Below are 25525 nucleotides of genomic sequence, written 5' to 3'. Positions count from 1 at the left end.
TTCGCTTCCAGAATTCCAGTTATTCAGGTGTCGATGGGTGGAGGTGGTGTGCAATGCACGTGAAGGAGAGTGAGAGCGCGGAATACGAATACGAGGAGGGCGACGAAGGCGACGAGGGCGACGAAAACACGCCCACCATTCCGGCCCGCACCGCGTTCCGCCGCTTCTGGCCGCTCACCAGGGGCCTGCGCCGCTGGCTGGTGATCGTCTGGGTGTGCACGGTGATCGCCGCACTCGCCGAGACCGAGGCCATCCTCCTCTTCGGCGACCTCACCGACCACGCCCTGCAGAAGGGCTCGCTGAACGCCTTCTGGAGCCCGGCGGCCCAGTGGCTGGGCGTGGCGATCGTCGGCGCGATCGTCGCGTACGCCGGCAACTCCCTCGCCGCCTGGACCACCGAACGCTTCGTGATGCGGCTGCGCGAACACGTCTTCGACCACGTCCAGCAGCTGCCCCCGCACTTCTTCCAGCGCCACCGCCAGGGCGACCTGCTGTCCCGGCTGACCAGCGACGTCGACACCATCGAGACCCTGGTCGTGTCCGGACTCGTGGGTGCCGCGTCCGCCTTGTTCAGCGCGGTCTTCTACGCCGCCGCCGCGTTCTGGTTGCGCTGGGACCTGGCCGCCGCCACCTTCGTCCTCGCCCCGCTGTTCTGGCTGGCCGCGCGCCGCTTCTCCGGCTCCATCAAGGACGTGTCCAGGCAGGGCCGGGTCGCCGACGGCGCCATCACGTCCGTCGTCGAGGAGTCCCTCGGCAACATCGTGCTCACCCAGGCGTACGGCCGCCGGGACGCCGAACGCCGGCGCCTGAAGGAGGAGGCGAACGCCTGGTTCCGCGCCTCCGTCCGCTCCACCCGACTCAACGAGGCCTACGAACAACTCGTCGCGGTCATCGAGACCGTCTGCGTCCTCGCGGTGATCGGCATCGGCGCCTGGGAGATCTCCACCGGCCGCATGACCCTCGGCCAGCTCCTCGCCTTCTCCGCCTTCCTCGGCTACCTCTACCCGCCCGTGCGCGGCCTCGCCCAGCTCGGCCTCACCGTCACCGCCGCCACGGCGGGCGCGGAGCGGCTGATCGAGATCCTCGACGTGCGGCCCTCGGTCACCGATCCCCGCCGCGGCACCGACTCCGGCCGGCCCGACGGCGCCGTCGAGGTCCGCGACGTCGGCTTCCGCTACCCCGGCGCCGACCGGACCGCGCTGGACGGCCTGTCCTTCACGGTCCGCCCCGGCGAACTCGTGATCATCACCGGCCCGAGCGGCGCCGGCAAGTCCACCGTCTCCAAGATGCTGCTCCGCTTCTACGACCCGGACGCCGGTGACGTGCTCCTCGACGGCGTCCCCGTCCGCGACTTCCCGCTGGCCCGGCTGCGTGAGTACATCACCCTCCTGCCCCAGGAGACCCTCGTCCTGCACGACACCGTCCGCGCCAACATCGCCTGCGGCCGGCCCGGCGCCAGCGACCAGGCCATCGAGGACGCCGCGAGGGCGGCCGACGCGCACGACTTCGTCGTCCGGCTCCCCGACGGCTACGACACCAGGGTCGACCCCAACTCGGCCCGGCTCTCCGGCGGACAGCTCCAGCGCCTGGCCATCGCCCGCGCCATCCTGCGCGACGCCCCGGTGCTGGTCCTCGACGAACCGACCACCGGCCTGGACGCGATGGCCGCGCGCCGCGTCGTCAAGCCGCTGCGCCGCCTGATGACCGGCCGTACCACCATCATGATCACCCACGACCTGAACCTCGCCCCCGACGCCGACCGCATCCTCGTCGTCGACGGCGGCCGGATCGTGGAGACCGGCCGCCACGACGAACTCCTCGCCCGCGGCGGCGCCTACTCCCGGCTGCACCGCTCCCAGAACAACGCCATCATGGACACCGGCGAGCTGCGCCTGCCGCTGTTCGTGGGACAGGGCGGTGCCGTTCCGGCGGCGGGGGCCGTGGGAGCTGCGGGGGCGGCGGTGCCCCAGGCCTCCTACGCGGCGGCGCAGGGTGGCGGGGACGGTGGGTACGCCTATCAGCAGCCGTACGGAAACATGTACGACTACAACGTGTACGCGACCGCGGGCCTGTGGCCGCAGCCCGTGTACGAGGCCCGTACGGAGCCAGCCCACATGGAGGCCACCCATGTGGACGGCGGCTACGGGGCGGATGTGCCCACCACCCTCTCCGACGGCCGTCCCCTGTTCCACGACGAGGAGCCGTGGCCGGGCATCTGAACGGCCGCCCCGGACGGCCCGCGACTCTGGTGAGTGAAGGCGTCGTTCGGCACGCTGTGGCTTGAAGGCGGCATGGTGACGCGAATTGGCCGGTCAGGACGGGACCACTACCTGCAAGCCGTCTTCCGGTCTCCTCTCGGTTGCCGTTCCTTCACCTCGACTCCACATTCTGTCGTGACCATGATCAGAACCTTGGTTTCGGGTTCGGCTGCGGCAGAGCCCTCCTGGGTTGCCAAGTGGGCGACGGGGGGCTTGTTGCCGCAGCTGGGGGATTCGTCTTGCGTGACACGTGTTGATCTCGTGCCGCGCGCCCGATCGGGCCTCTTGTCCGCCTCCGTCATGGAGAAGGGCACTTCCTTGCGATTCAGACGTCCGTACAAACCCTTTCATCGCTCTCCGGCAGCCGAGCCGAAGTCGGCTTCGGGTGCCTCACCCGGTGGTCGGCTCGCGCGCCGCCGCCGCGTCAACGACTCTCTCGTTCCGCTGGGCGTCATCAGCGCAGTTCTCGGGGGACTGCTGGGTGGCAGCCCCGCACCGACAGGGCCCGCCATGACCAACGTGGCGGACAGCTACGACGGCTTCGACGCCGCGGCGGCCGAGCAACTGCGCCAAGACCAGTGCCTGATGGCCGACGCACTGCGGATCGGCGGCACCTCCACGGTGCCGCTGGCGCAGAACGCGCTGAACCAGACCGCCGACCAGCTGCACACCGCCGCCGACCGTGAGTACTGGAACGACACACCGCTGTCGACCGCGTTCCAGCAGGACCGGGACACCATCCGCGCGGCGAGCGATGTGCTGACCACCCGGCTCGCGGCCTGGCAGACACCGCTCAAAGGTCTTTCCTTCCCCGACAACTTCGCCACCGACGCCGAGTTCTACTGGCCGCCGGGCGTGTCCGGTGCGGGCGACGACTTCTTCAACCAGGTGGGCTACGGGAAGTGGCTCGGCCAGCAGTGGTGGAAGACCGAGGGCGACCTCTACAAGGACCCCACCGCGCAGGCCGACGACGCCACCGTCCAGGCGGTGAAGGATCTGGGTACACCTCTGTACGGGAGCGTCGATCCATCGCTGCCCACGCAGCAGTGGCAGCAGGCCTACGCCGAGTACGAGGCGTTCGGGAAACTGATCAGCGACTACAACGGGACCGGTGCCGACGACGCCCGGATGTTCCTGTCCTCCGGCGGGTTCCCGCGTTCCGCCGCCGAACCCGGCAGCCTGGAGTTCCGGATCGCCGTCGAGGACCTGAAGTCCCGGTTCGCGGCCTGCGCCTGGCGCAACCCGATCGACCCGAACAAGGTCCTGGGGCAGGAGGTCGCCACCGCGTCCGCGGAGTGGCAGCAGGAACTGGCCGCCCAGGCCACCCAGCGCAACCAGATCATCGACGCCAATACCACCGCCACCAAGGCGCTCACCACGACCGCGCAGGCGCTCGGTGAGATGCTCGGCCAGTCCTGGATCGCCGACCACCTGGCCCGTTGGCAGGACTACTGGTCCGCCGGGGGCGCCGGCTGGATCGGGGACAGCCCGATGGCCATCCACGTCCACGGGTCCTCCGACAAGTGTCTTGAGGTCGGTGGGAATTCGACCGCCAACGCCGCGATCGTGCAGATCTACACCTGCAACGGCAACGTGAACCAGCAGTGGCGGATATCCGGTGACACGCTGGTCAACGTCAACTCCGGCAAGTGTCTGGTGCCGAAGGCCTCCGCGAGCGCGGACGGCACGGCGATGGTACAGGGGGCCTGCGACGTCACCAGTACCAGTGCCAACCGGTGGAAGTACAACCCGCACGCCACCACGCCGCTGACGAACCTCGGCAACGGCAAGTGCCTGAACCTCGCGTCCTACACCAACAGCCAGGACGCCACCCTGGCGACCTGCTCCGGCAGCGCCTACCAGAAGCTGGACATCGTCTCTGCCGGGCACAACGGCACCGACGACCTCGACTACCCGACCACGGCCCAGTTCCTCCAGGCGACCAAGGGCATCGCCGCCGCCCAGTCCGCCGCGCAGACCCAGCTGACGCTGATCCAGAAGCAGGCGCAGACCGCCACTTCCGCCGTCACCAGCACCGACACCTCCCTCAACGCCGCCTACGCGATCGCCGACCAGGCGGGCGCACCTCGCGGCAGGGGTCTGCTGGTCGGTCTGCAGAAGGCGCAGGTGACCAAGGCGTCGTCAGCCGCGATCAACGCGATGCAGGCCGCTGCCCAGACCGCGCTCTCGGCGACCAAGGCGTCCGCGGCGGACAGCGCGACCATCGCCGCCCGCGCCGTGACCCAGGGCGCGGCCTCGACGGCGGCGTTCCGCAACGCGGCCGCCGAGGCGGCGAAGGAGCAGGCGAAGGCCGCCGCCGACGCCGCCGCGGTGCAGGCCGGAAACGCCAAGGCCGCCCGGGACACCGCCAAGGCCAAGCTGGCCGTGGCCACCCAGGCGGAGGCGGACGCGAAGGCCGCCGCGGCCACCGCGCACGCCCGCCGAATGGACGCGGAGGCCGAGGAGGCCACCGCGAAGGCGGAGAAGGAGACCGCCGCCCAGAAGCAGGCGGAGGCCGCCGACCACAAGACCAAGGCACAGGGCTACGCGAGCCAGGCGGAGGACGCCAAGGACAAGGCCGAGGCGGCCGACGCCACCGCCACCGCGAAGCGGCAGGCCGCGGAGACCGCCTCGGACAACGCGAAGGATCTGCGCGACAAGGCCTGGGACGCCAAGCAGAAGGCGGACGCCGCCCGCGCGAAGTCGTACGCCAAGGAGTCCTTCGCCGAGGCACACGAGTCCGACGATCAGGCCCAGTCGTCCCGGCAGGCCGCGGATGCCGCGAACGCCGCGGCCGACGACGCGGAGAGCGCCGCCGACTCGGCGCGCTCGGAGGCGGACGCGGCCTCCCAGGCCGCGGCCGACGCCGACGCCGCCGCCACCCGTGCGGAGGCCGCGGCCAAGCGGGCCCACGCCGACGCCGACGCCGCCCGGTCCGCCAAGGAGGACGCGGACGCCGCCGTCGCCACCGCGACCAGCGCCGCCGCCGACGCGATCGCCGCGTCCAAGACAGCCGCCACCGCCGCGAGCGCAGCGGTGAAACTCGCCGACGAGGCGGAGGCGCACGCCGCCGACGCCAAGTCACAGGCCGACGCGGCCAGCACGGCCGCCCAGACCGCGATCGCCGGCGCCAACGTCGCCTCCGGACACGCCTACGCCGCCGCCCAGGCCGCCGTCGACGCCGGCAACGCCGCCCGCCAGGTGGCCGCCCCCGCCAACGACGCCGTCCAACTCGGCGCCCCCTATGTCACCACCGACTCCGCCGCCGGCCTCGCCGTCCTGACCGGGCAGTCCACCAAGACGATCGCCGAGCAGCAGCAGGCCGTCGCCGAGGCCCACGCCCAGAACGCCCAGGAGGCCGCAGCACAGGCACAGAGCACCGCCAACGCGGCCACCGGCGACGCCAAGGCCGCGTACACCCTTGCCGCCGAGGCCGCAGGCTACGCCGCCGACGCCCGCGCCTCTGCGAAGCAGGCCCTGGACTACTCCGCCGAAGCCGCCGGGTACGCCTCCCAGGCCGCCCAGTCCCTCGCCCGCACCACCGACTATGACAAGCAGGCCACCGCCGACGCCAAGGCCGCCGACGACGCCGCAGGCCGCGCCGACGGCTACGCCACGCAGGCCCGCGACTCCGCAGACGCCGCCGCCCTCGACGCCCAGGCCGCCCGGGATGCCGCCAGCCAGGCGGAACAGGCCGCCGCAGACGCCCGGGCCGCCGCCAAGGACGCCGACGCCCAGGCCACCGCGGCCGAAGAAGCCGCCAAGGACGCCCAGAAGTACGCCGAATCCGCCCAGCAGGCGGCCACGGAGGCAGCCAACGCGCAGGCCAACCAGCAAGTCGGCTCCGGTGCCGGAACGGGTATCGGCGGCACCTTCTATGTCATCGACAAGGGCACCCTCAACGTCACGGACGTCAAGCAGGACAAGCCCTGTGAGATCCCACCGGGCTTCGGCACCAGTTGCACGGTGACCTTCACCTACACGTTCGACGTGTCGGTCGACTTCTACCTGTGCGTCAACCCCGACGTACCCGCGACCGCGGCCGGCTGCCCCGACGAGGACACTCTGTTCCTCAAGACCGAGCAGCTCAAGGGCCTGACAAAGGACGACACCAAGACCTTCACCCAGCTCGACATCCTCAAGGGCCTCCTGCACACCTACCAGACCGTCGGCAAGGAGATCCTGGTCCAGGACTTCGTGGACTGCTGGCACGGAAGTGCCAGCGGCTGCGCTTGGGCCGCCTCCAACTTCATCCCCGGCAAGACTCTCGAGAAGATCGCCGAGGGGTTCCGGGCACTCGACGCGGCGATGGAGGCCGGCACCGGCATCCGCGACGCGCTCGATGCCCTGAAGACCATCGACGGCCTCGACCCCTCGACGCTGAAGCATATCGAGGACGCCGTCGACGAACTCGAAGACGTCATCTCGGTCTGCACCAAGGACAGCTTCACGGCGAGCACGGGCGTGCTGCTGGCCGACGGTTCCGTCAAGAGCATCCGCGCGGTCCGCACCGGCGACCTCCTCCGCACCACGGATCCGGTCACCGGCCGGACCGTCACCGAACCGGTGATCTCCACCCACCGGCACAACACCTCCGCACTCACCGACGTCACCGTCGGCGGCGCGCTGGTCACCAGCACGACAGGCCACCGCTTCTACGTCGACGGCCGTGGTTGGACGGCAGTGTCGGACCTGCGCGTCGGGGATCTGCTCCGGGCACCCGACGGTTCGCTCAGCCCGGTGACCGCCTTGCGCGAGCACGGCGTCCTGGCGCCTCGCGAGGTGTACGACCTCACCGTCCAAGGCACGCACACCTTCTACGTCCGTGCCGACGGATCCCGGTCTCGGGACGTCCTCGTCCACAACTGCACCGACATCATCGGGGACGAGGGGCTAGGGGGTGCACACACCATCGCGGACCACGTCGACCCGTCGGACCAGGCGATGCTGGCCAAGGCGAATGCCGAGAAGAATGGTGTCGCCACTCGGTGGACCGACAAGGCGACGGCTGCCAAAGCGGTTAACAAGGCCGTCACCGCCTGGACGACGAAGAACGCCGTTCAGCTAAAGAACTGGCAGACCAGGCAGGCGGGTCTTATGAAGGCGGGAAGCCTGCTGGAGCCGAAGACGTTCACCTGGGACGTCCGGGACATGGGCTCCTCGCTGGGCAAGGTCTGGGTACGTGGCGGTGATCTCGAGGGCAAGGCCGCCGGGACCAAGGTGGTCGTCACCCTCAAATACATTGGTAAGACCCCGCGCCACTACGAGAAGTGGGTCGTCTTCACCGCCTATCCGGAGGGATGATCATGACGGCGGAGTTCGGACTCTCCTGGCTGTCCATGCAGTGCGACGGCCTTGAGCAGACCATGACCGTGGCGGAACTGGACTGCCTTGTCGAGCGCGGCCCCAGGCCGGCTCTGCTGATGATCGCTGCGCGTTCGATGACCGACGTTCCCGCGCCGAGCCGTACCCTGCTCGGCCGGGACGTACGACTGCTGCTGGAGTCGCCTCTCGACGACACCGTGCTGCGCACCGTGTGGGCTGAAGGCACGGACACCGCCTTCGATCCCCGGTGGGACGAGGAGAGCATCCGGGACTGGCTGGCCGACATCGAGGCGGCGTGGCTGGATGCCGAGAGGCTGGCGAACCCGGGTTTCGTCCCGTCTCCGCCGGTGTCGGCGCCTGATCCGGGTCTGCGCGCGGCGGTCCTGGAAATCATCCAGGGGGTGGCGCCCCGGCTGGCGGCCGCGACGGAGAACCGGGCCTGGCCTCCCAAGCTCCTCGGCTTGGTGCCCGCTCTGACCGAGGTGGTCCAGAGCGTCGACGGGGACCTGGGTTTCCGGCTCTTCCTGCGGGTGCTGAAGGCCTTGGCCCTACCCGTCGGCCCGCATGAGCACCAGACGCTCCTCGCGGTCGGCGAGGGGTTCGGCTACCTGGAACTGGTCGACGAAGGCTACCTCCACGTCGTCCCGGTCGTGCCGTAGGTACGGCCCGCGGCAAGGACAGGGCCCCGGTATGGCAACCAGCCGTACCGGGGCCCGGCGCTTGACATGGCCGGCATCTCAGCATCCAGGACAGCCCCATAAAGAGTTCACGCGCCTGTCCAAGTCCATTACCCTGGACTGAAAAGTGCATCGCAATGAACGACGAGTCCCCTGGAACGCCCGTGAGCACCCCCAGCACCCCGCAGCCGACGCCCACCCCCGCGCCCCCGTCCGCCGCCGCGGGCACCCCTGGTCGGCTGGGCTCGCTCGGTCCCGTCGGTCTGGTGCTGGCCGGGGGGATCTCCGTGCAGTTCGGCGGTGCTCTCGCGGTGACCCTGATGCCCAGGGCGGGCGCGCTCGGCGTGGTCACCCTGCGGCTCCTCGCCGCCGCCGTGGTCCTGCTCGTCGTCTGCCGGCCCCGGCTGCGCGGCCACTCCCGCGCCGACTGGGGCACGGTCGTCGTCTTCGGCATCACCATGGGCGCGATGAACGGCCTGTTCTACGAGGCCGTCGACCGCATCCCGCTGGGCACCGCCGTCACCCTGGAGGTCCTCGGCCCGCTGGCCCTCTCCGTCCTGGCCTCCCGGCGCCTCATCAACGTGCTCTGGGCGGGCCTCGCGCTGGGCGGGGTCTTCCTCCTCGGCGGCGGGGGCTTCGGAGACCTCGACCCCGTGGGCGTCGCCTTCGCCCTGGGCGCGGGCGCCATGTGGGCCACGTACATCGTCTTCAGCGCCCGCACCGGCCGCCGCTTCCCCCAGGCCGACGGCCTCGCCCTGGCCATGGCGGTCGCGGCCCTGCTGTTCCTCCCGCTGGGCATCGCCTCCGCCGGAACCAGGCTGCTGAACCCGACCACCCTCGCCCTCGGCTCGTCGGTCGCGATCCTCTCCTCCGTGCTGCCCTACACCCTCGAACTCCTCGCCCTGCGGCGCCTGCCCGCCCACACCTTCGCCGTCCTCATGAGCCTGGAACCGGCGCTCGCCGCCACGGCCGGCTTCCTCGTCCTCGACCAGGCCCTCACCGCCACCGAAGCGGCCGCCATCGCCCTCGTCATCGCGGCGAGCATCGGCGCGGTCCGCAGCCAGGTGGGCCGCGGCCGCGGTCGACGCCGACCGGCCGGCGGTCCGCGGGCGGAGGCGGTGCCGGTGATCGGCGCCCAGCCGGAGCAGGTCGCCGGGGTGCGACCCGAGCCGGTGGTGGGTTCTCAGGCGGAGGGGAACGGCAGCGCGTCCTGATAGCCGTTCGCGGGGCGCTGGATCTTCTTCACCGTCTGCGCGTCCAGCGCGACCGGCGCGGACTTCGTGCCCAGCTTCCCGCCGGGATGCCAGTTGCCCGTGACCGACACCCAGGTGTTGGCGGGCGGCATGCCGTTGCTGTAGATCCGTACCTTCACGGACTGCGCGTCGGCCGCACAGCAGGAGATGATGATCCGCGTCAGGTACCAGCTCCCGCCCGAGGCGGCGGGCGTGACCAGCCCGCTCATCTCCACCGTCCGCGCCTTGATGGCCAGTGACCGGTCCTGCTGCACCCGGGTGGTGAAGTCCGTGAGCGTGATGGGCAGGGGCGAGGTCCTCGGCAGCGGGTCGAAGCTGTCCTGCTCCGCGACGACCTTCGCGGGCTGCCGGGAGGCGGTGTAGGCGCCGAGCGCCGGCGGGGCGTAGAAGAGCAGGCTGAGCGCGGGCAGCAGAAGCAGCCAGGCGACCCGGGGGACGGCCGCGTGGTCGTGACCGTGGTGCGGGTCGTGGCCCTCCTGTGCGTCATGGCCGCCGTGCGCCGTGCGTCCCTCCCGTGCCACCGCCTCCGCGACGCCCAGCACCAGCAGTACGAAACCGGACGCGATCAGCAACGGCCGCATCCCCGGCTTGACGTACCGCAGGCACATGTCGGTGAAGAGGGCGGACTGCAGCAGACCCAGGCCGCTGAGGACCAGCAGGATCACCTGGAGCGGACGTCTCACAGCAGCATCCCTCCGACCAGGGTGGCGCACAGCACCGCGACGACCGTCGTGGCGGCCGAGAACCGGGCCGCGAAGGCCCGGCCGAACGTGCCCGCCTGCAAGGCGATCAACTTCAGGTCGACCATGGGGCCGACCACCATGAACGTCAGCCGGGCGGTGGGCGAGAAGCCCGTGAGCGACGACGCCACGAACGCGTCCGCCTCCGAGCACACCGCGAGGATGACCGCCAGCGCGGCCAGGAACAGCACCGACAGCCACGGCGAACCGGAGAAGGTGTCGAGCACCGGGCGCGGCACCGCCACGTTGAACGTGGCCGCGGCCATGGCGCCGACCACCAGGAACCCGCCGGCCTGCAGGAAGTCGTGCTGGAAGGCGCGCCGGAACTCAGTCCACCGGTGGCGTCCCGGCTGGTGCCCGGTGTGCCGAACGGCGGGCCGCAGCCACTCCTCCCGGCCCAGCCACAGCCACAGCCAGCCCATCACGGCCGCGGTCACCAGCGAGGCGACCAGCCGGGCCAGCACCATCAGGGGGGTGCCGGGGAAGGCGATGGCGGTGGCGGTCAGCACGACCGGGTTGATGGCGGGCGCCGAGAGCAGGAACGCGAACGCGGCGGCCGGGGTGACGCCACGCCCGATCAGGCTGCCGGCCACCGGCACCGACGCGCACTCGCAGCCCGGCAGCACCACGCCCGCGATTCCGGCGACCGGCACGGCCAGCGCGGGCCGCTCGGGCAGCAGCCGCGTGAACACCCGCTCCGGCACGAACGCGTTGATCGCCCCCGACAGTGCCGTACCGAGCAGCAGGAACGGCGTCGCCTGCACGATCACGGCGAGACACACCGTCTGCCAGGCCTGCAACGCGGCCTTGCTGACGCCCTGACCGACGAGGAAGAGGGCGGTGCCGGGCAGGACGGCGGCGGCCACCAAGACCAGGAGCCAGAAGCGGGGGAGTTCCCGCGGGGGCGGGCCCCCGGCCGCCGTGTCCACCGGGCCACCGCTCGCGGAGGGTGCCGCGACGGCCGTCGCCTCCGCCCCCACGGCGAGTTCATCAGTCCTCCGCACGCCCCGAACGCCTCGCACATCACTCCATCGCCGGATGTTCGCATCGAACATAGGGCATGGGGCCGCCCTCGCCCCGCCGGACCGCCCCAAGGAATGGCCCAGGATCACCCCGGAGGTCGCCAAGGGCCGTCTGTCACCAAGTCCGTCGGCGGAATTAATGCAAGCACGCTTGATTGTTTTAGGGGCCGCTGCCATGCTCCTCCCCATGTCCGATCCGACGCCCGTCATCGACGACCTGCGTGTGGAGAGCGAGGAACTCGACCGGCTGGTGGCCGGGTCGGGAACCGAGCAGTGGGCCCTGCCCACCCCCGCGCCCCGCTGGACCGTCGCCCACCAGATCGCCCACCTCGCCTGGACCGACCACTCCTCGCTGCTGGCCGTGACCGACCAGGACGCCTTCGCCCACGAGGTCGAGAAAGCGCTGACCGCGCCCGGGGACTTCGTGGACAACGGGGCGGAGGAGGGTGCCGCCAAGCCCCCCGCCCGGTTGCTGGCGGACTGGCGAGCCGGGCGGGAGGCCCTCGACCAGGCACTGCGCACGGCACCCGCAGGCGCCCGCTTCCCCTGGTACGGCCCCCCTATGTCGGTCGCCTCGATGGCCACCGCCCGCCTCATGGAGACCTGGGCGCACGGCCTGGACATCGCGGACGCGCTGGGCGTGACCCGCGCCCCCACCGACCGCCTCCGGCACATCGCCCGGCTCGGTGTGCGCACCCGCGACTTCGCCTTCGGCGTGCACGGACTGCCCGTGCCGTTCGAGGAGTTCCGCGTCGAACTGACCGCTCCGTCGGGCGACCTGTGGACGTACGGCCCCGAGGACGCCGACGACCGGGTCAGCGGCCCCGCCCTCGACTTCTGCCTCCTGGTCACCCAGCGCGCCCACCGCGCCGACCTCGCCCTCGAGACCGTCGGCTCCGACGCCGACCGCTGGCTGGACATCGCCCAGGCCTTCGCGGGCCCGCCGGGACCCGGCCGCACCCCGAAGGGCGGCTCCGCGTGACCCTCCTGCGCATAGGCAACGCCTCCGGCTTCTACGGCGACCGTTTCGACGCCATGCGCGAGATGCTCACCGGCGGTGAACTCGACGTCCTCACCGGTGACTACCTCGCCGAGCTGACCATGCTCATCCTGGGCCGGGACCGGCTCAAGGATCCCGGCGCCGGATACGCCCGCACCTTCCTGCGCCAGCTGGAGGACTGCCTCGGCCTGGCCCAGGAGCGGGGCGTGCGGATCGTCACGAACGCGGGCGGCCTCAACCCCGCCGGACTCGCCGACGCGGTACGGGAACTGGCCGCCCGGCTCGGTATCGGTGTGCGGGTCGCCCATGTGGAGGGCGACGACCTCACCGCCGCCCACCCCGGCAGCCTCGCCGCCCACGCCTACCTCGGCGGCTTCGGGATCGCCGAGTGCCTGCGGGCCGGCGCGGACATCGTGGTCACCGGCCGGGTGACCGACGCGGCCCTGGTCACCGGCCCCGCCGCCGCCCACTTCGGCTGGCGAGCGGACGACTACGACCGGCTCGCGGGCGCCGTCGTCGCCGGGCACGTGCTGGAGTGCGGGACGCAGGCCACCGGCGGCAACTACGCGTTCTTCGCCGAGGCGACGGCCGCGGGCCGGGACCTGCGACGCCCCGGCTTCCCGCTCGCCGAACTCCACGAGGACGGCAGCTGCGTCATCACCAAGCACCCCGGCACCGGCGGTCTCGTCGACGTGGGCACGGTGACCGCCCAGCTCCTGTACGAGACCGGCGGCGCCCGGTACGCCGGCCCCGACGTCACCGCCCGCCTCGACACCGTGCGGCTGATCCAGGACGGCCCCGACCGGGTGCGGATCGAGGGCGTCCGCGGTGAGGCACCGCCCCCCACCCTCAAGGTCGGCCGCAACCGGCTCGGCGGCTTCCGCAACGAGGTCGTCTTCGTGCTCACCGGCCTCGACATCGAGGCGAAGGCCGCACTGGTACAGGACCAGATGGCCGACGCACTCGCCACGTCACCCCCGGCCCAGACCCATTGGGAACTGGCCCGTACGGACCACCCCGACGCGGACACCGAGGAGACGGCCGGCGCACTGCTCCGACTCGTCGTCCGGGACCGGGACCAGGAGACGGTCGGAAGGGCGCTGACCGGAGCCGCGGTGGAACTGGCGCTCGCCAGCTACCCCGGCTTTCATGTGCTCGCCCCGCCGGGAAAGGGCGCACCCTACGGGGTCTTCGAGGATGTGTACGTCCCCCAGGGCGACGTGCCCCATGTGGCGGTCCTCCACGACGGGCGACGGATCCCTGTGCCGCCGGCTCAGGACATCCTCGTACTCCGGGATCCGCCCGAACCGCCCCTGCCCGAGCCGTACCCGGCCGGTGGCCCCACCCGGCGGGCACCGCTCGGGCTCGTCGCCGGGGCCCGCAGCGGGGACAAGGGCGGAAACGCCAACGTCGGCGTCTGGGCGCGCTCCGACGGGGCCTGGCGCTGGCTCGCGCACACCCTGACGGTCGAGACCTTCCGCCGACTGCTGCCGGAGACAGCGAAGTTGACGGTCGATCGGCACGTCCTGCCCCGCCTGCGCGCCCTCAACTTCACCGTCGAGGGCATCCTCGGCCAGGGCGTGGCCGCCCAGCACCGTTTCGACCCCCAGGCCAAGGCCCTCGGCGAATGGCTCCGCTCCCGCCACCTGGACATCCCGGAGGCCCTGTTGTGACGGTCATCGAGACCACCCTCGACACGAACACCCCCGACTTCCGGGCCAACCGCGACGCCATGCTCGCCAAGCTCGCCGACCTGGAGGCCGAGCACGCCAAGGCCCTCGCGGGCGGCGGCGAGAAGTACGTCGCGCGGCACCGGGCCCGCGGCAAACTCCTCGCCCGCGAGCGCATCGAACTGCTCCTCGACCCCGACACGCCGTTCCTGGAGCTGTCCCCGCTGGCCGCCTGGGGCAGCGACCACACCGTCGGCGCCTCACTCGTCACCGGGATCGGCGTGGTCGAGGGCGTGGAGTGCCTGATCACCGCCAACGACCCGACCGTGCGCGGCGGCGCCAGCAACCCCTGGTCGCTGAAGAAGGCCCTGCGCGCCGACGACATCGCCCTCGCCAACCGGCTGCCCTGCATCAGCCTGGTCGAGTCCGGCGGCGCCGACCTGCCCTCGCAGAAGGAGATCTTCATCCCGGGCGGCGCGATCTTCCGCGACCTCACCCGGCTCTCGGCCGCCGGCATCCCCACCGTCGCCGTCGTCTTCGGCAACTCGACCGCCGGCGGCGCCTACGTCCCCGGCATGTCCGACCACGTGATCATGGTCAAGGAGCGCGCCAAGGTCTTCCTCGGCGGGCCGCCCCTGGTGAAGATGGCGACCGGTGAGGAGAGCGACGACGAGTCACTCGGCGGCGCCGAGATGCACGCGCGCGTGTCGGGCCTCGCCGACTACTTCGCCGTGGACGAACCGGACGCGCTGCGCCAGGCCCGACGGGTGGTCGCCCGCCTCAACCACCGCAAGGCCCACCCCGACCCCGGGCCGGCCGAACCGCCCAAGTACGACCCGGAGGAACTCCTTGGCATCGTCCCCGGCGACCTCAGGATCCCCTTCGACCCGCGCGAGGTGATCGCCCGCCTCGTCGACGCCTCCGACTTCGACGAGTTCAAGCCCCTGTACGGGACGAGCCTCGCCACCGGCTGGGCGAGCCTGCACGGCTACCCCGTCGGCATCCTCGCCAACGCCCAGGGCGTGCTGTTCAGCCAGGAGTCCCAGAAGGCCGCCCAGTTCATCCAGCTCGCCAACCAGCGCGACATCCCCCTCCTCTTCCTCCACAACACCACCGGCTACATGGTCGGCAAGGAGTACGAGCAGGGCGGGATCATCAAGCACGGCGCCATGATGATCAATGCGGTCAGCAACAGCCGCGTCCCGCACCTCTCCGTCCTCATGGGCGCCTCCTACGGCGCCGGGCACTACGGCATGTGCGGCCGCGCCTACGACCCCCGTTTCCTGTTCGCCTGGCCCAGCGCCAAGTCCGCCGTCATGGGCCCGCAGCAGCTCGCCGGGGTGCTGTCGATCGTCGCCCGCCAGTCGGCCGCCGCCAAGGGCCTGCCGTACGACGAGGAGGGCGACGCGGCCCTGCGCGCCATGGTCGAGCAGCAGATCGAGTCCGAGTCGCTCCCGATGTTCCTGTCCGGGCGGCTCTACGACGACGGCGTCATCGACCCGCGTGACACCCGCACCGTCCTCGGCCTCGCCCTGTCCGCCATCCACACCGCCCCCTACGAAGGCGCGCGCGGCGGCTTCGGCGTCTTCCGGATGTGAGGGATCACGTGATTTCGACCCTGCTGGTCGCCAACCGCGGCGAGATAGCCTGCCGGATCTTCCGCACCTGCGCCGAACTCGGCATCAGGACCGTCGCCGTGCACTCCGACGCCGACGAACACGCCCTGCACGCCCGTCTGGCCGACACCGCGGTACGGCTGCCGGGCGCCACCCCCGCCGACACCTACCTCCGCGCCGACCTGGTGGTGAAGGCCGCCGTGACCGCCGGCGCGGACGCCGTGCACCCCGGGTACGGCTTCCTCTCCGAGAACGCCGACTTCGCGCGCGCCGTCCTCGACGCCCGACTGGCCTGGATCGGCCCGCCGCCCGAGGCGATCGAGGCGATGGCGTCCAAGACCCGCGCCAAGGAACTGCTGGGCATCCCACCGCTCGGCGAGGTCACCCCGTCCGACCTGCCGGTTCTCGTGAAGGCGGCCGCGGGCGGCGGCGGGCGCGGCATGCGCGTCGTGCGCCGCCTCGACGAGCTGAGCGCCGCCCTGGACAGCGCACGCGCCGAGGCCGCGAGCGCCTTCGGGGACGGCGAGGTCTTCGTCGAGCCGTACCTGGAGTCCGGCCGCCATGTCGAGGTGCAGATCCTCGCCGACACCCACGGCACGGTCTGGCCGCTGGGCACCCGCGACTGCTCCCTCCAGCGCAGACACCAGAAGGTCATCGAGGAGGCACCGGCACCCGGACTCCCGGACGGCCTGGTGAAGGAGCTGTACGCGCTGGCCGTGCGCGCCGTACGCTCCGTCGCGTACGTCGGCGCGGGCACCGTCGAGTTCCTCGTCGCCGACGGGAAGGCGCACTTCCTGGAGATGAACACCCGCCTCCAGGTGGAACACCCCGTCACCGAGGCCGTGTTCGGCATCGACCTGGTGGCGGAACAGCTCCGCGTCGCCGAGGGCCACGCCCTGCCCCTCGACCCGCCGCCCGCACGCGGCCACGCGATCGAGGCCCGCCTCTACGCCGAGGACCCCGCCCACGACTGGGCGCCCCAGACCGGCACCCTGCACCGCCTCGCCGTCCCCGCCTCCGTGCGCCTGGACACCGGCTACACCGACGGCGACGAGATCGGTGTCCACTACGACCCGATGCTCGCCAAAGCGGTCGCGCACGCCCCCACCCGCGCGGAGGCCCTGCGCAAACTGGCCCACGCCCTGGAACAGGCCACCCTCCACGGCCCCACCACCAACCGCGACCTCCTCGTCCGCTCCCTGCGCCACCAGGAGTTCACCGAAGCCCGCATGGACACCGGCTTCTACGACCGTCACCTCACCGAGTTGACCGCACCCGCCCCCGACCCGCACGCCCCCCTCGTCGCCGCCCTGGCGGACGCCCACGGCCGCTCCCGCTTCGGCGGCTGGCGCAACGTCCCCTCCCAACCAGCGACCAAGCGCTACCTGATGGCCGGTGAGGAGCACGAGGCCCACTACCGGCACACCCGCGAGGGCCTCACGGCGGACGGCGTACAGGTCGTGCACGCCGACGCGCGTCGCGTCGTACTCGACATCGACGGCGCCCGACGCAAGTTCGAGGTGGCCCGGTACGGCGACCAGATCCACGTCAACAACACCGTCCTCACCGCCCTGCCCCGATTCCCCGACGCCGAGGCCCAGTTGGCGCCGGGGTCCCTCCTGGCCCCGATGCCGGGGACGGTCGTACGGGTGGCGGAGGGCCTTGAGGTGGGAGCGACGGTGGAGGCAGGCCAGCCGCTCCTCTGGCTGGAGGCGATGAAGATGCAGCACGTCATCTCGGCCCCGACGACGGGAACACTCGACGCCCTGCACGTGACCGAGGGCCAACAGGTGCAGCCCGGCTCCCTACTGGCGGTAGTACAAGCGCCCCTTTAGGGGCGCGGGGCTGTATCGGATATGCGGCTACCGCCGCGCGAGCGCGAGCAACCACACACCACCCGCACCCGAAGGAGCACCGTGTCCCCCCAGATCGAAACAGACGAACACAAGGCACTCCGCGCAGCGGTGGCCACCCTCGGCGCCAAGTACGGCCGCGCCTACCTCACCCGCACGATCAGCGAAGGCCGCCCCCCGACCGAACTCTGGCAGGAGGCCGGAAAACTCGGCTACCTCGGCGTCAACCTCCCGGAGGAACACGGCGGCGGAGGCGGCGGCATCACCGAACTCTCCATCGTCCTGGAGGAACTCGGCGCAGCCGGCTCCCCCCTCCTCATGCTCGTCGTCTCACCCGCCATCTGCGGCACGGTGATCGCCCGCTTCGGCACCGAGCACCAGAAGCGGACCTGGCTCCCCGGCCTCGCCGACGGCTCACTCCTCATGGCCTTCGGCATCACCGAACCCGACGCCGGATCCAACTCCCACCGCATCACCACCACCGCCCGCCGCGACCCGGCGAGCGGCGACTGGCTGCTCACCGGCCGCAAGGTCTTCATCTCCGGCGTCGACACGGCGGACGCCGTCCTGATCGTCGGCCGCACCGAGGACGCCCGTACCGGACGCCTCAAGCCCTGCCTGTTCATCGTCCCGACGGACGCCGAAGGCTTCCACAGGCGCCCCATCGACATGGAACTCAACGCCGCCGAGAAGCAGTTCGAACTCACCCTCGACGACGTACGGCTGCCCGCGGACGCGCTCGTCGGCGACGAGGACGCCGGCCTCCTCCAGCTCTTCGCCGGACTCAACCCGGAGCGGATCATGACGGCCGCGTTCGCGATCGGCATGGGCCGCCACGCGCTGTCCAAGGCGATCGAGTACGCCCGCGACCGCACCGTCTGGAAGACCCCCATCGGCGCCCACCAGGCCATCGCCCATCCTCTCGCGCAGGCGCACATCGACCTCGAACTCGCCCGCCTGATGATGCAGAAAGCGGCGCACCTGTACGACGCCGGGGACGACGCCGGCGCCGGTGAGGCCGCCAACATGGCGAAGTACGCGGCGGGGGAGGCCTGCGTGCGCGCCGTCGACCAGGCCGTGCACACCCTGGGCGGCAACGGACTGACCCGCGAGTTCGGACTCGCCTCGTTGATAACGGCCGCGCGCGTGGCTCGTATTGCTCCGGTGAGCAGGGAGATGATTCTCAACTACGTCTCCCACCAGACCCTCGGCCTGCCCAAGTCGTACTGACGCTCAAGGCCGTCTTGGAGGAACCGTGTTCCGCAGCGAGTACGCAGACGTTCCGCCCGTAGAACTCCCCATCCACGAGGCCGTGCTGGGCCGGGCCGCCGAGTTCGGTGACGCTCCCGCCCTGATCGACGGCACCGACGGCACCACCCTCACGTACGCACAACTGGACCGGTTCCACCGGCGGATCGCCGCCGCGCTCGCCGACGCCGGTGTCCGCAAGGGCGACGTCCTCGCCCTGCACAGCCCCAACACGGTCGCCTTCCCCACCGCGTTCTACGCGGCCACCCGGGCGGGCGCCGCCGTCACCACCGTGCACCCCCTCGCCACCCCGGAGGAGTTCGCCAAACAGCTGGGGGACTCCGCGGCCCGCTGGATCGTCACCGTCTCGCCGTTGCTGGAGACGGCCCGCCGGGCGGCCGAACTCGCGGGCGGCGTCGAGGAGATATTCGTCTGCGACAGCGCGACCGGACACCGCTCGCTCATCGACATGCTCGGCTCCACCGCCCCCGAACCACGGGTCGACATCGACCCCGTCGAGGACGTCGCCGCGCTGCCGTACTCCTCCGGCACCACCGGAGTCCCCAAGGGCGTGATGCTCACCCACCGGCAGATCGCCACCAACCTGGCCCAGCTCGACGCCTCCGTCCCGGCGGGCCCCGGCGACCGCATCCTCGCCGTCCTGCCCCTCTTCCACATCTACGGCCTCACCGCGCTCATGAACGCGCCCCTGCGCAAGGGCGCCACCGTCGTCGTCCTGCCCCGCTTCGACCTGGAGACCTTCCTCGCGGCGATCCAGGACCACCGCATCACCGGCCTGTACGTCGCCCCGCCGATCGTCCTCGCCCTCGCCAAGCACCCCCTGGTCGAGCAGTACGACCTGTCGTCCCTGAAGTACGTCATGAGCGCCGCCGCACCCCTGGACGCCCAGCTCGCCGCCGCCTGCTCGCGACGGCTCGGACTGCCACCGGTCGGACAGGCCTACGGCATGACGGAACTGTCACCCGGCACCCACGTCGTCCCCCTCGACGCCATGCACCAGGCACCGCCCGGCACCGTCGGCAGGCTCATCGCGAGCACCGAGATGCGGATCGTGTCACTCGACGACCCCGACAAGGACGTCGCCCCCGGGGAACCCGGCGAGATCCTCATCCGCGGCCCCCAGGTGATGAAGGGCTACCTCGGCCGCCCCGACGACACCGCCGCCCTGATCGACCCCGACGGCTGGCTGCACACCGGGGACGTCGGCCACGCGGACGCCGACGGCTGGCTGTTCGTCGTCGACCGGGTCAAGGAACTCATCAAGTACAAGGGGTTCCAGGTGGCCCCCGCCGAACTGGAGGCACTCCTGCTCACCCACCCCGGCATCGCCGACGCCGCCGTCATCGGCGCCTACAACGACGACGGCAACGAGATACCGCACGCCTTCGTCGTCCGCCAGCCCGCCGCCGCCCTCACCGAGAACGAGACCATGCTGTACGTCGCCGAACGCGTCGCACCCTACAAACGCGTCCGCAGGGTCACCTTCGTCACCGCGGTGCCCCGCGCGGCCTCCGGGAAGATCCTCCGCCGCGAACTGCGCGACCTGGCGAAGACCGCCGGGGAACCCGAGGAGGGCCCGTGACGTCGATCGGACAGACCCGCACCCGCGCCGTCACCACCCTCAGCCTCGACGCCACCGCCACCCGCAACGCCCTGTCCGCCGCCCTCGTCACCGAACTCGCCGAGGCCCTCACCGACTGCGCGAAGGACCCCGACGTCCGCGCGATCGTCCTCACCCACACCGGTACGACGTTCAGCGCCGGCGCCGACCTGCGCGACCCGCCCCACCCCGACGCCCTGGTCGGCCTGCTCCGCCAGATCGTCGAACTGCCCAAACCGGTCGTCGCCCGGGTCGCCGGCCACGTCCGCGCGGGCGGCCTCGGCCTGCTCGCCGCCTGCGACATCGCCGCCGCGTCCACCGACTCCACGTTCGCCTTCACCGAGGTGCGGATCGGCGTCGCCCCCGCCGTCATCTCCCTCCCGCTCCTGCCCCGCACCGACCCCCGGACCCTCGCCCGCTACTACCTCACCGGCGAACGCTTCACCCCCGCCGAAGCCGTCCGCCTCGGCCTGCTCACCACCACGGCCGACGACGTCGACACCGCCCTCGCACCCGTCCTCGACGGCCTGCGCCACTCCGCACCCCAGGCCCTGGCCGAGACGAAACAGCTGCTCACGGCTAGGGTGCTGGAGACATTCGACCGGGACGCGGCCCACCTGACCGCACTCTCGGCCCGGCTGTTCTCCTCCGACCACGCACGCGAGGGGATGACGGCCTTCCTCGAACGACGGGACGCGGCATGGGTGGTGTGAGTACGACGGAACGCGCACGCGGTCCCCAACCGGACCGCGCCCCCAAGCAGGACCGCAGCCGGGCCACCCGGCAACGGCTCCTGGAAGCCGCCGTGGCCTGCCTCGCCGAACACGGCTGGGCGGGCTCCACGGTCGCCGTCGTCGCCGAACGCGCCGGCGTCTCCCGGGGCGCCGCCCAGCACCACTTCCCGACCCGCGAGGACCTCTTCACCGCGGCCGTCGAGTACGTCGCCGAGGAACGCTCCACGGCCCTGCGCGCCCTGTTCCCGCAGGGCGCGGCCGACGACCGCAGGGCCGTCGTCTCGGCCCTCGTCGACCTCTACACCGGCCCCCTCTTCCGCGCCGCCCTCCACCTCTGGGTCGCCGCCTCCAACGAGGACCAGCTCCGCCCCCGGGTCACCGAACTCGAAGGCCGCGTCGGCCGCGAGACCCACCGCATCGCCGTCGACCTCCTGAACGCCGACGAGACCCGCCCCGGCACCCGGGAGACGGTCCAGGGCCTCCTGGACATGGCCAGAGGCCTGGGCCTGGCGAACCTGCTCACGGACGACAGGGCGCGACGGGAACGGGTGGTGACGCAGTGGGCGGCACTGCTGGAGGAGACGCTGGGATGAAAAGCAGGGCCCGAAGGGCCCGCTTTTCAGGGGCGCGGGGCTGTGTTCGATCCCCGGCTACCGCCGCGCGGGCGCGACAAGCCCCCCCCCGCACCCGCACCCGCCCACACACCCCGAGACGCACCTCAGTGGGCGATATCCCCGTACCCCTCGATGTCCTGAGGCTTCCGCGCCCCCGGCCCCACGTACTTCGCCGACGGCCGCACCAACCGCCCCGTCCGCTTCTGTTCAAGGATGTGCGCCGACCACCCGGCGGTCCGCGCACACGTGAACATCGACGTGAACATGTGCGCCGGCACCTCCGCGAAGTCCAGCATGATCGCCGCCCAGAACTCGACGTTGGTGGCGAGCACCCGGTCCGGCCGACGGTTGTGGAGCTCCTCCAGCGCCGCCTTCTCCAACGCCTCCGCGATCTCGAACCGCGGCGCCCCCAGCTCCCGCGCCGTCCGCCGCAGCACCCGCGCCCGCGGATCCTCCGCCCGGTACACCCGGTGCCCGAACCCCATCAGCCGCTCGCCGCGGTCCAGAGCCTGCTTGACGTAGGCCTCCGCGTCCCCGGTTCGCTCGATCTCCTCGATCATCCCCAGCACCCGGGACGGCGCACCGCCGTGCAGCGGCCCCGACATGGCACCCACCGCACCCGACAGGGCGGCGGCGACGTCCGCGCCAGTGGAGGCGATGACCCGGGCCGTGAACGTCGAGGCGTTCATGCCGTGCTCGGCGGCCGAGGTCCAGTACGCGTCCACGGCCGCGACGTGCTTCGGGTCCGGCTCCCCGCGCCACCGGATCATGAACCGCTCGACCACCGAGTGCGCCTTGTCGATCTCCCGCTGCGGCACCATCGGCAGCCCCTGCCCGCGCGCGGACTGGGCGACGTACGACAGGGCCATGACCGCGGCCCGCGCGAGGTCCTCCCGGGCCTGCGCCGCGTCGATGTCGAGCAGCGGTTTCAGCCCCCACACGGGGGCGAGCATGGCGAGCGCGGACTGCACGTCCACCCGGATGTCACCCGAATGGACGGGGATGGGGAAGGGCTCGGCGGGCGGCAGCCCCGGATTGAAGGCCCCGTCGACCAGCAGCCCCCACACGTTCCCGAAGGAGACGTGGCCGACCAGATCCTCGATGTCGACGCCCCGGTACCGCAGGGCGCCCCCCTCCTTGTCCGGTTCGGCGATCTCCGTCTCGAACGCGACGACTCCTTCGAGCCCGGGTACGAAGTCGGACATGGGGCGGCTCCTCATGGGATGTGGGCGGAGGCAACGTCACCATAACTCCGAGTGCCAGAATTGGGGAGCCCAGCGGCACTCAGTGCCACCTTCCGATGCCGCTCACTGATGTCGCGCGGAGCGGTACGGCAAGATGACCGCGTGATCGACCGTGACGACGACGCCGCCTCCGACGACTACGACGACTACGACGACTCCCTCCACGATCCCGCCGCGATGCGCCAGCACTACCGGGCCGAGGGTTTCGACGAGAGCGACCTGGCCGCACACCCGATGGACCAGTTCACCCACTGGTTCCGACACGCCGTGCGGGCGGCCGACGACGGCATGATCTACGAACCCAACGCGATGATCGTCTCCACCGCCGACGCCCACGGCCGCCCCAGCTCGCGCACGGTCCTGATGAAGCAGTACGACAGCCAGGGCTTCGTCTTCTACACCAACTACGGCTCCCGCAAGGCCCGCGACCTCGCCGAGAACCCGCACGTGGCACTGCTCTTCCCGTGGCACCCCATCGGCCGCCAGGTCGTCGTCACCGGCACCGCCCGCCGCACCGGCCGCGACGAGACCGCCGCCTACTTCCGCACCCGCCCGCACGGCTCCCAGCTCGGCGCCTGGGCCAGCACCCAGTCCGCGGTCATCCCCTCCCGCGCCGAACTCGACACCGCCTACGCCGAACTCAGCGCCCGCTACCCCGAGGGCGAGCAGGTCCCCGTGCCCCCGCACTGGGGCGGCTTCCGCATCGCCCCCCAGACGGTCGAGTTCTGGCAGGGCCGCTTCAACCGCCTCCACGACCGCCTCCGCTACACGGCCACCCCGGACGCCACCTGGCGCGTGGAACGCCTCAGCCCCTGACCGGACCCCGTAAACGCAGACGACCCGCGAGCTCGGGTCCCTCCGCCTCGGCGGAGGAGCCGGCCGGACGTACCGGCGAGCTCACGGGTCGGGTGACTGCGTTGGATTGGGCCGACTGCGTGCATCCAGTGCACGCCGGTCCGGCACCGCACATCGTGTGGTGGCGAGCCGCTAGCCCGCAGCCACCTCGCGCGTCCGGGTTTCACTCATGTACCCGATCACCTCCCTTCTCACGTAACAGCCACCCTAAGAAGCCGCGGGGCGGGACTCAACTGTTTTTTTGGAGATGGTGGAGGAGGGATGTGACGGGGAGCTTGCAACGATTGCCTCAATCTTGCGGGAACACAGTGTGGGCTGCATCACGTTCGAGTTGAATGAAGCTCAGTGAGTGAGCCTGATGGGGGTCCAGGTGAGTGCTTCGCGGCGTAGTGGGTCCACGGACGAGCTGGGGCCCGACGAGCCCGAGCCGGAGCCGGAGCGGGGCGCTCCGGAGGACTCGGGCGGGTCCGACCTGCTCGCCGCGCTCCTCGACGGCATGGACGCGGCCCTGTGCGCCTTCGACGCGGACGGCTTCGTCACCCACTGGAACCGTGAGGCCGAGCGGATCCTGGGCTGGACGGCGGCCGAAGCGGTGGGCCGGCGCGGGTTCGCCGGGTGGGCGGTGCGCGAGGCGGACGCCGAGGAGATCGAGGGGCGGCTGATGGCCGCCATGCACGCCTCCGGACGTCAGGTGCACGAGTTCGCCCTGCTGACGAAGGACGGCGGGCGGGTCCTCGTACGGACCCAGTCGGCGGCCGTGCGCGGTCCTGACGGCAAGCCCGCCGGCGTGTACTGCGCGTTCAGCGAGGTGCACGCGCAGATCGACCTGGAGCGGTCGATCGCGCTGAGCGAGGCCCTGTTCGAGGACGCGGCCTGGGGTGTCGTGCTCGTCGACGCGGATCTGCGGCCGGCCGTGGTCAACGCGCATGCCGCGCGGGCGCTCGGCATCGGGCGTTCGTCGGCGCTGGGGCGGCCGCTCGGGGAGTTGCTCGCGCAGGGCGTGGAGGACCTGGAGAGTGCGCTCACGCATGTGCTGGCCGAGGGCGCCCCGCCGGCGCCGGCCGAGATGTGGGTGAGCGTGCGGACGCCGGAGGGCGAGCAGCGGCGGTGCTGGCGGTCCGGTTTCCTGCGGCTGGCCTCACCGCTCGCGGAGGAGCCGGTTCCGCTCGGGGTGGGCTGGCTGTTCCAGGACGTCACGGAGGGCAGGCTCGCCGAGCAGGAGGCGGCCGTGCTGCGGTTCCGGGCCAACCAGCTGCACCGTGCGGCCCGCGCGGCCGCGGAGTGCGAGGACCCGGCGGAGGGCGCCACCGTGCACCTGGACTTCGCGCTGGCCGGGTTCGCCGACCACGCGGTGATCGACCGGGTGGTGGGCGGTGCCCGTGCGGACGGGGAGGCGGGTCCGGTACGGCTGGTGCGGATCGCCACCACGCCCACCGGGGCGCCGGGGCCGAGCCTGCTGACGGGTGCGGCCGGGCTGCCGGTGCGGTACGAGGAGGGGCATCCGGCGTTGCAGTGCGTGGCGCGGGCGGGGAGTGTGCGGGCGGATGCCGGGGCGGTGCCGCCGGACCGGGCGCGGGCGTGGGCGCTGGACCGGCAGTGGCCCGGTGACGCGGTGCACGCCATGTGCGCGGTGCTGCGCAGCCGGGGACGGACGCTGGGTGTGCTGACGTTCCTGCGCGGGCCGGGACGTAGTCGTTTCGAACGGTTGGACGCCGTCTACGCGGAGGACGTGGCCGTGCGCATCGCGGCGGCGCTGGATCTGGCGGGGCTCGCGCGACAGCAGCGTTAGCGTCGG

17 protein-coding genes are annotated in these 25525 nt (G+C 71.8%); 14 read left to right on the top strand and 3 right to left on the bottom strand.

Going from position 1 to position 25525, the window contains the following annotated elements; all coding sequences use genetic code 11:
- The first annotated feature begins 53 nt into the window (after nucleotides 1-53).
- The 4 genes from ACZ3KP_RS15745 to ACZ3KP_RS15730 all read left to right on the top strand — a co-directional run bounded on the left by ACZ3KP_RS15745 (nucleotide 54) and on the right by ACZ3KP_RS15730 (nucleotide 9474).
- Complete coding sequence (locus ACZ3KP_RS15745) at nucleotides 54-2219, top strand: ABC transporter ATP-binding protein (RefSeq protein WP_467499873.1); 2166 nt, start codon at nucleotides 54-56, stop codon at nucleotides 2217-2219.
- A gap of 549 nt (nucleotides 2220-2768) precedes the next feature.
- Entirely contained in the window at nucleotides 2769-7562 is a 4794-nt protein-coding gene (locus ACZ3KP_RS15740; RefSeq protein WP_467499871.1) for a ricin-type beta-trefoil lectin domain protein, read from the top strand.
- A gap of 2 nt (nucleotides 7563-7564) precedes the next feature.
- Complete coding sequence (locus ACZ3KP_RS15735) at nucleotides 7565-8242, top strand: hypothetical protein (protein WP_467499869.1); 678 nt, start codon at nucleotides 7565-7567, stop codon at nucleotides 8240-8242.
- 155 nt (nucleotides 8243-8397) lie between these two features.
- Nucleotides 8398-9474, top strand: coding sequence for an EamA family transporter (locus tag ACZ3KP_RS15730; RefSeq protein ID WP_467499867.1), 1077 nt, complete (start codon nucleotides 8398-8400; stop codon nucleotides 9472-9474).
- Here ACZ3KP_RS15730 and ACZ3KP_RS15725 read toward each other — a convergent pair.
- Both ACZ3KP_RS15725 and ACZ3KP_RS15720 read right to left on the bottom strand, forming a co-directional pair.
- Nucleotides 9444-10196, bottom strand: coding sequence for a TIGR03943 family putative permease subunit (locus tag ACZ3KP_RS15725; protein WP_467499865.1), 753 nt, complete (start codon nucleotides 10194-10196; stop codon nucleotides 9444-9446). The genes ACZ3KP_RS15730 and ACZ3KP_RS15725 overlap by 31 nt on opposite strands.
- The gene (locus ACZ3KP_RS15720) at nucleotides 10193-11257 is read right to left on the bottom strand and encodes a permease (RefSeq protein ID WP_467499863.1); all 1065 of its coding nucleotides are present in this window, start codon (nucleotides 11255-11257) and stop codon (nucleotides 10193-10195) included. Before ACZ3KP_RS15720 ends, ACZ3KP_RS15725 begins: the two co-directional genes overlap by 4 nt.
- A gap of 205 nt (nucleotides 11258-11462) precedes the next feature.
- Between ACZ3KP_RS15720 and ACZ3KP_RS15715 the strand changes: the two genes are divergently transcribed.
- The 8 genes from ACZ3KP_RS15715 to ACZ3KP_RS15680 all read left to right on the top strand — a co-directional run bounded on the left by ACZ3KP_RS15715 (nucleotide 11463) and on the right by ACZ3KP_RS15680 (nucleotide 21610).
- Complete coding sequence (locus tag ACZ3KP_RS15715; protein WP_467499861.1) at nucleotides 11463-12257, top strand: TIGR03084 family metal-binding protein; 795 nt, start codon at nucleotides 11463-11465, stop codon at nucleotides 12255-12257.
- A 53-nt stretch (nucleotides 12258-12310) separates the two neighbouring features.
- Nucleotides 12311-13948, top strand: a complete 1638-nt coding sequence (locus tag ACZ3KP_RS15710) for an acyclic terpene utilization AtuA family protein (RefSeq protein WP_467500281.1) — start codon at nucleotides 12311-12313, stop codon at nucleotides 13946-13948.
- Nucleotides 13945-15543 (top strand): acyl-CoA carboxylase subunit beta, encoded by a 1599-nt coding sequence (locus ACZ3KP_RS15705; protein ID WP_467499859.1) that lies wholly within the window; start codon nucleotides 13945-13947, stop codon nucleotides 15541-15543. Before ACZ3KP_RS15710 ends, ACZ3KP_RS15705 begins: the two co-directional genes overlap by 4 nt.
- Before the next feature lie 8 nt (nucleotides 15544-15551).
- Nucleotides 15552-17396: an acetyl/propionyl/methylcrotonyl-CoA carboxylase subunit alpha gene (locus ACZ3KP_RS15700; RefSeq protein WP_467499857.1), complete on the top strand. Its 1845-nt coding sequence runs from the start codon at nucleotides 15552-15554 to the stop codon at nucleotides 17394-17396.
- 81 nt (nucleotides 17397-17477) lie between these two features.
- Nucleotides 17478-18644: an acyl-CoA dehydrogenase family protein gene (locus tag ACZ3KP_RS15695; protein WP_467499855.1), complete on the top strand. Its 1167-nt coding sequence runs from the start codon at nucleotides 17478-17480 to the stop codon at nucleotides 18642-18644.
- Nucleotides 18645-18669: 25 nt separating this feature from the next.
- Nucleotides 18670-20265 (top strand): 4-coumarate--CoA ligase family protein, encoded by a 1596-nt coding sequence (locus ACZ3KP_RS15690; protein ID WP_467499853.1) that lies wholly within the window; start codon nucleotides 18670-18672, stop codon nucleotides 20263-20265.
- Nucleotides 20262-20996: an enoyl-CoA hydratase family protein gene (locus ACZ3KP_RS15685; RefSeq protein ID WP_467499851.1), complete on the top strand. Its 735-nt coding sequence runs from the start codon at nucleotides 20262-20264 to the stop codon at nucleotides 20994-20996. Before ACZ3KP_RS15690 ends, ACZ3KP_RS15685 begins: the two co-directional genes overlap by 4 nt.
- A complete protein-coding gene (locus tag ACZ3KP_RS15680; RefSeq protein ID WP_467499849.1) occupies nucleotides 20984-21610 on the top strand; it encodes a TetR/AcrR family transcriptional regulator in 627 nt (208 codons plus the stop codon). Before ACZ3KP_RS15685 ends, ACZ3KP_RS15680 begins: the two co-directional genes overlap by 13 nt.
- A gap of 125 nt (nucleotides 21611-21735) precedes the next feature.
- Here ACZ3KP_RS15680 and ACZ3KP_RS15675 read toward each other — a convergent pair whose 3' ends face one another.
- Complete coding sequence (locus ACZ3KP_RS15675) at nucleotides 21736-22836, bottom strand: citrate synthase 2 (RefSeq protein ID WP_360561538.1); 1101 nt, start codon at nucleotides 22834-22836, stop codon at nucleotides 21736-21738.
- Between the two features lie 108 nt (nucleotides 22837-22944).
- Here ACZ3KP_RS15675 and pdxH point away from each other — a divergent pair, with 108 nt between their 5' ends.
- Entirely contained in the window at nucleotides 22945-23691 is a 747-nt protein-coding gene (pdxH, locus tag ACZ3KP_RS15670; protein ID WP_467499847.1) for a pyridoxamine 5'-phosphate oxidase, read from the top strand.
- 409 nt (nucleotides 23692-24100) lie between these two features.
- On the top strand, nucleotides 24101-25519 hold the full coding sequence (locus tag ACZ3KP_RS15665) for a PAS domain-containing protein (protein ID WP_467499845.1): 1419 nt from the start codon (nucleotides 24101-24103) through the stop codon (nucleotides 25517-25519).
- The last annotated feature ends 6 nt before the right edge of the window (nucleotides 25520-25525 follow it).

Source organism: Streptomyces sp. NPDC020958 (assembly GCF_055562175.1).
The sequence above is the reverse complement of the archived record's forward strand: the minus strand, read 5'-3'. Positions and strand labels throughout refer to the sequence as shown.

Bases quoted from the DNA above. Each gene is read 5' to 3' on its own strand.
- ACZ3KP_RS15745 (WP_467499873.1), top strand. From the start codon at position 54: ATGCACGTGAAGGAGAGTGAGAGCGCGGAATACGAATACGAGGAGGGC.
- ACZ3KP_RS15740 (WP_467499871.1), top strand. From the start codon at position 2,769: ATGACCAACGTGGCGGACAGCTACGACGGCTTCGACGCCGCGGCGGCC.
- ACZ3KP_RS15735 (WP_467499869.1), top strand. From the start codon at position 7,565: ATGACGGCGGAGTTCGGACTCTCCTGGCTGTCCATGCAGTGCGACGGC.
- ACZ3KP_RS15675 (WP_360561538.1), bottom strand. From the start codon at position 22,836: ATGTCCGACTTCGTACCCGGGCTCGAAGGAGTCGTCGCGTTCGAGACG.
- ACZ3KP_RS15715 (WP_467499861.1), top strand. From the start codon at position 11,463: ATGTCCGATCCGACGCCCGTCATCGACGACCTGCGTGTGGAGAGCGAG.
- ACZ3KP_RS15680 (WP_467499849.1), top strand. From the start codon at position 20,984: ATGGGTGGTGTGAGTACGACGGAACGCGCACGCGGTCCCCAACCGGAC.
- pdxH (WP_467499847.1), top strand. From the start codon at position 22,945: ATGTCGCGCGGAGCGGTACGGCAAGATGACCGCGTGATCGACCGTGAC.
- ACZ3KP_RS15730 (WP_467499867.1), top strand. From the start codon at position 8,398: ATGAACGACGAGTCCCCTGGAACGCCCGTGAGCACCCCCAGCACCCCG.
- ACZ3KP_RS15710 (WP_467500281.1), top strand. From the start codon at position 12,311: ATGCGCGAGATGCTCACCGGCGGTGAACTCGACGTCCTCACCGGTGAC.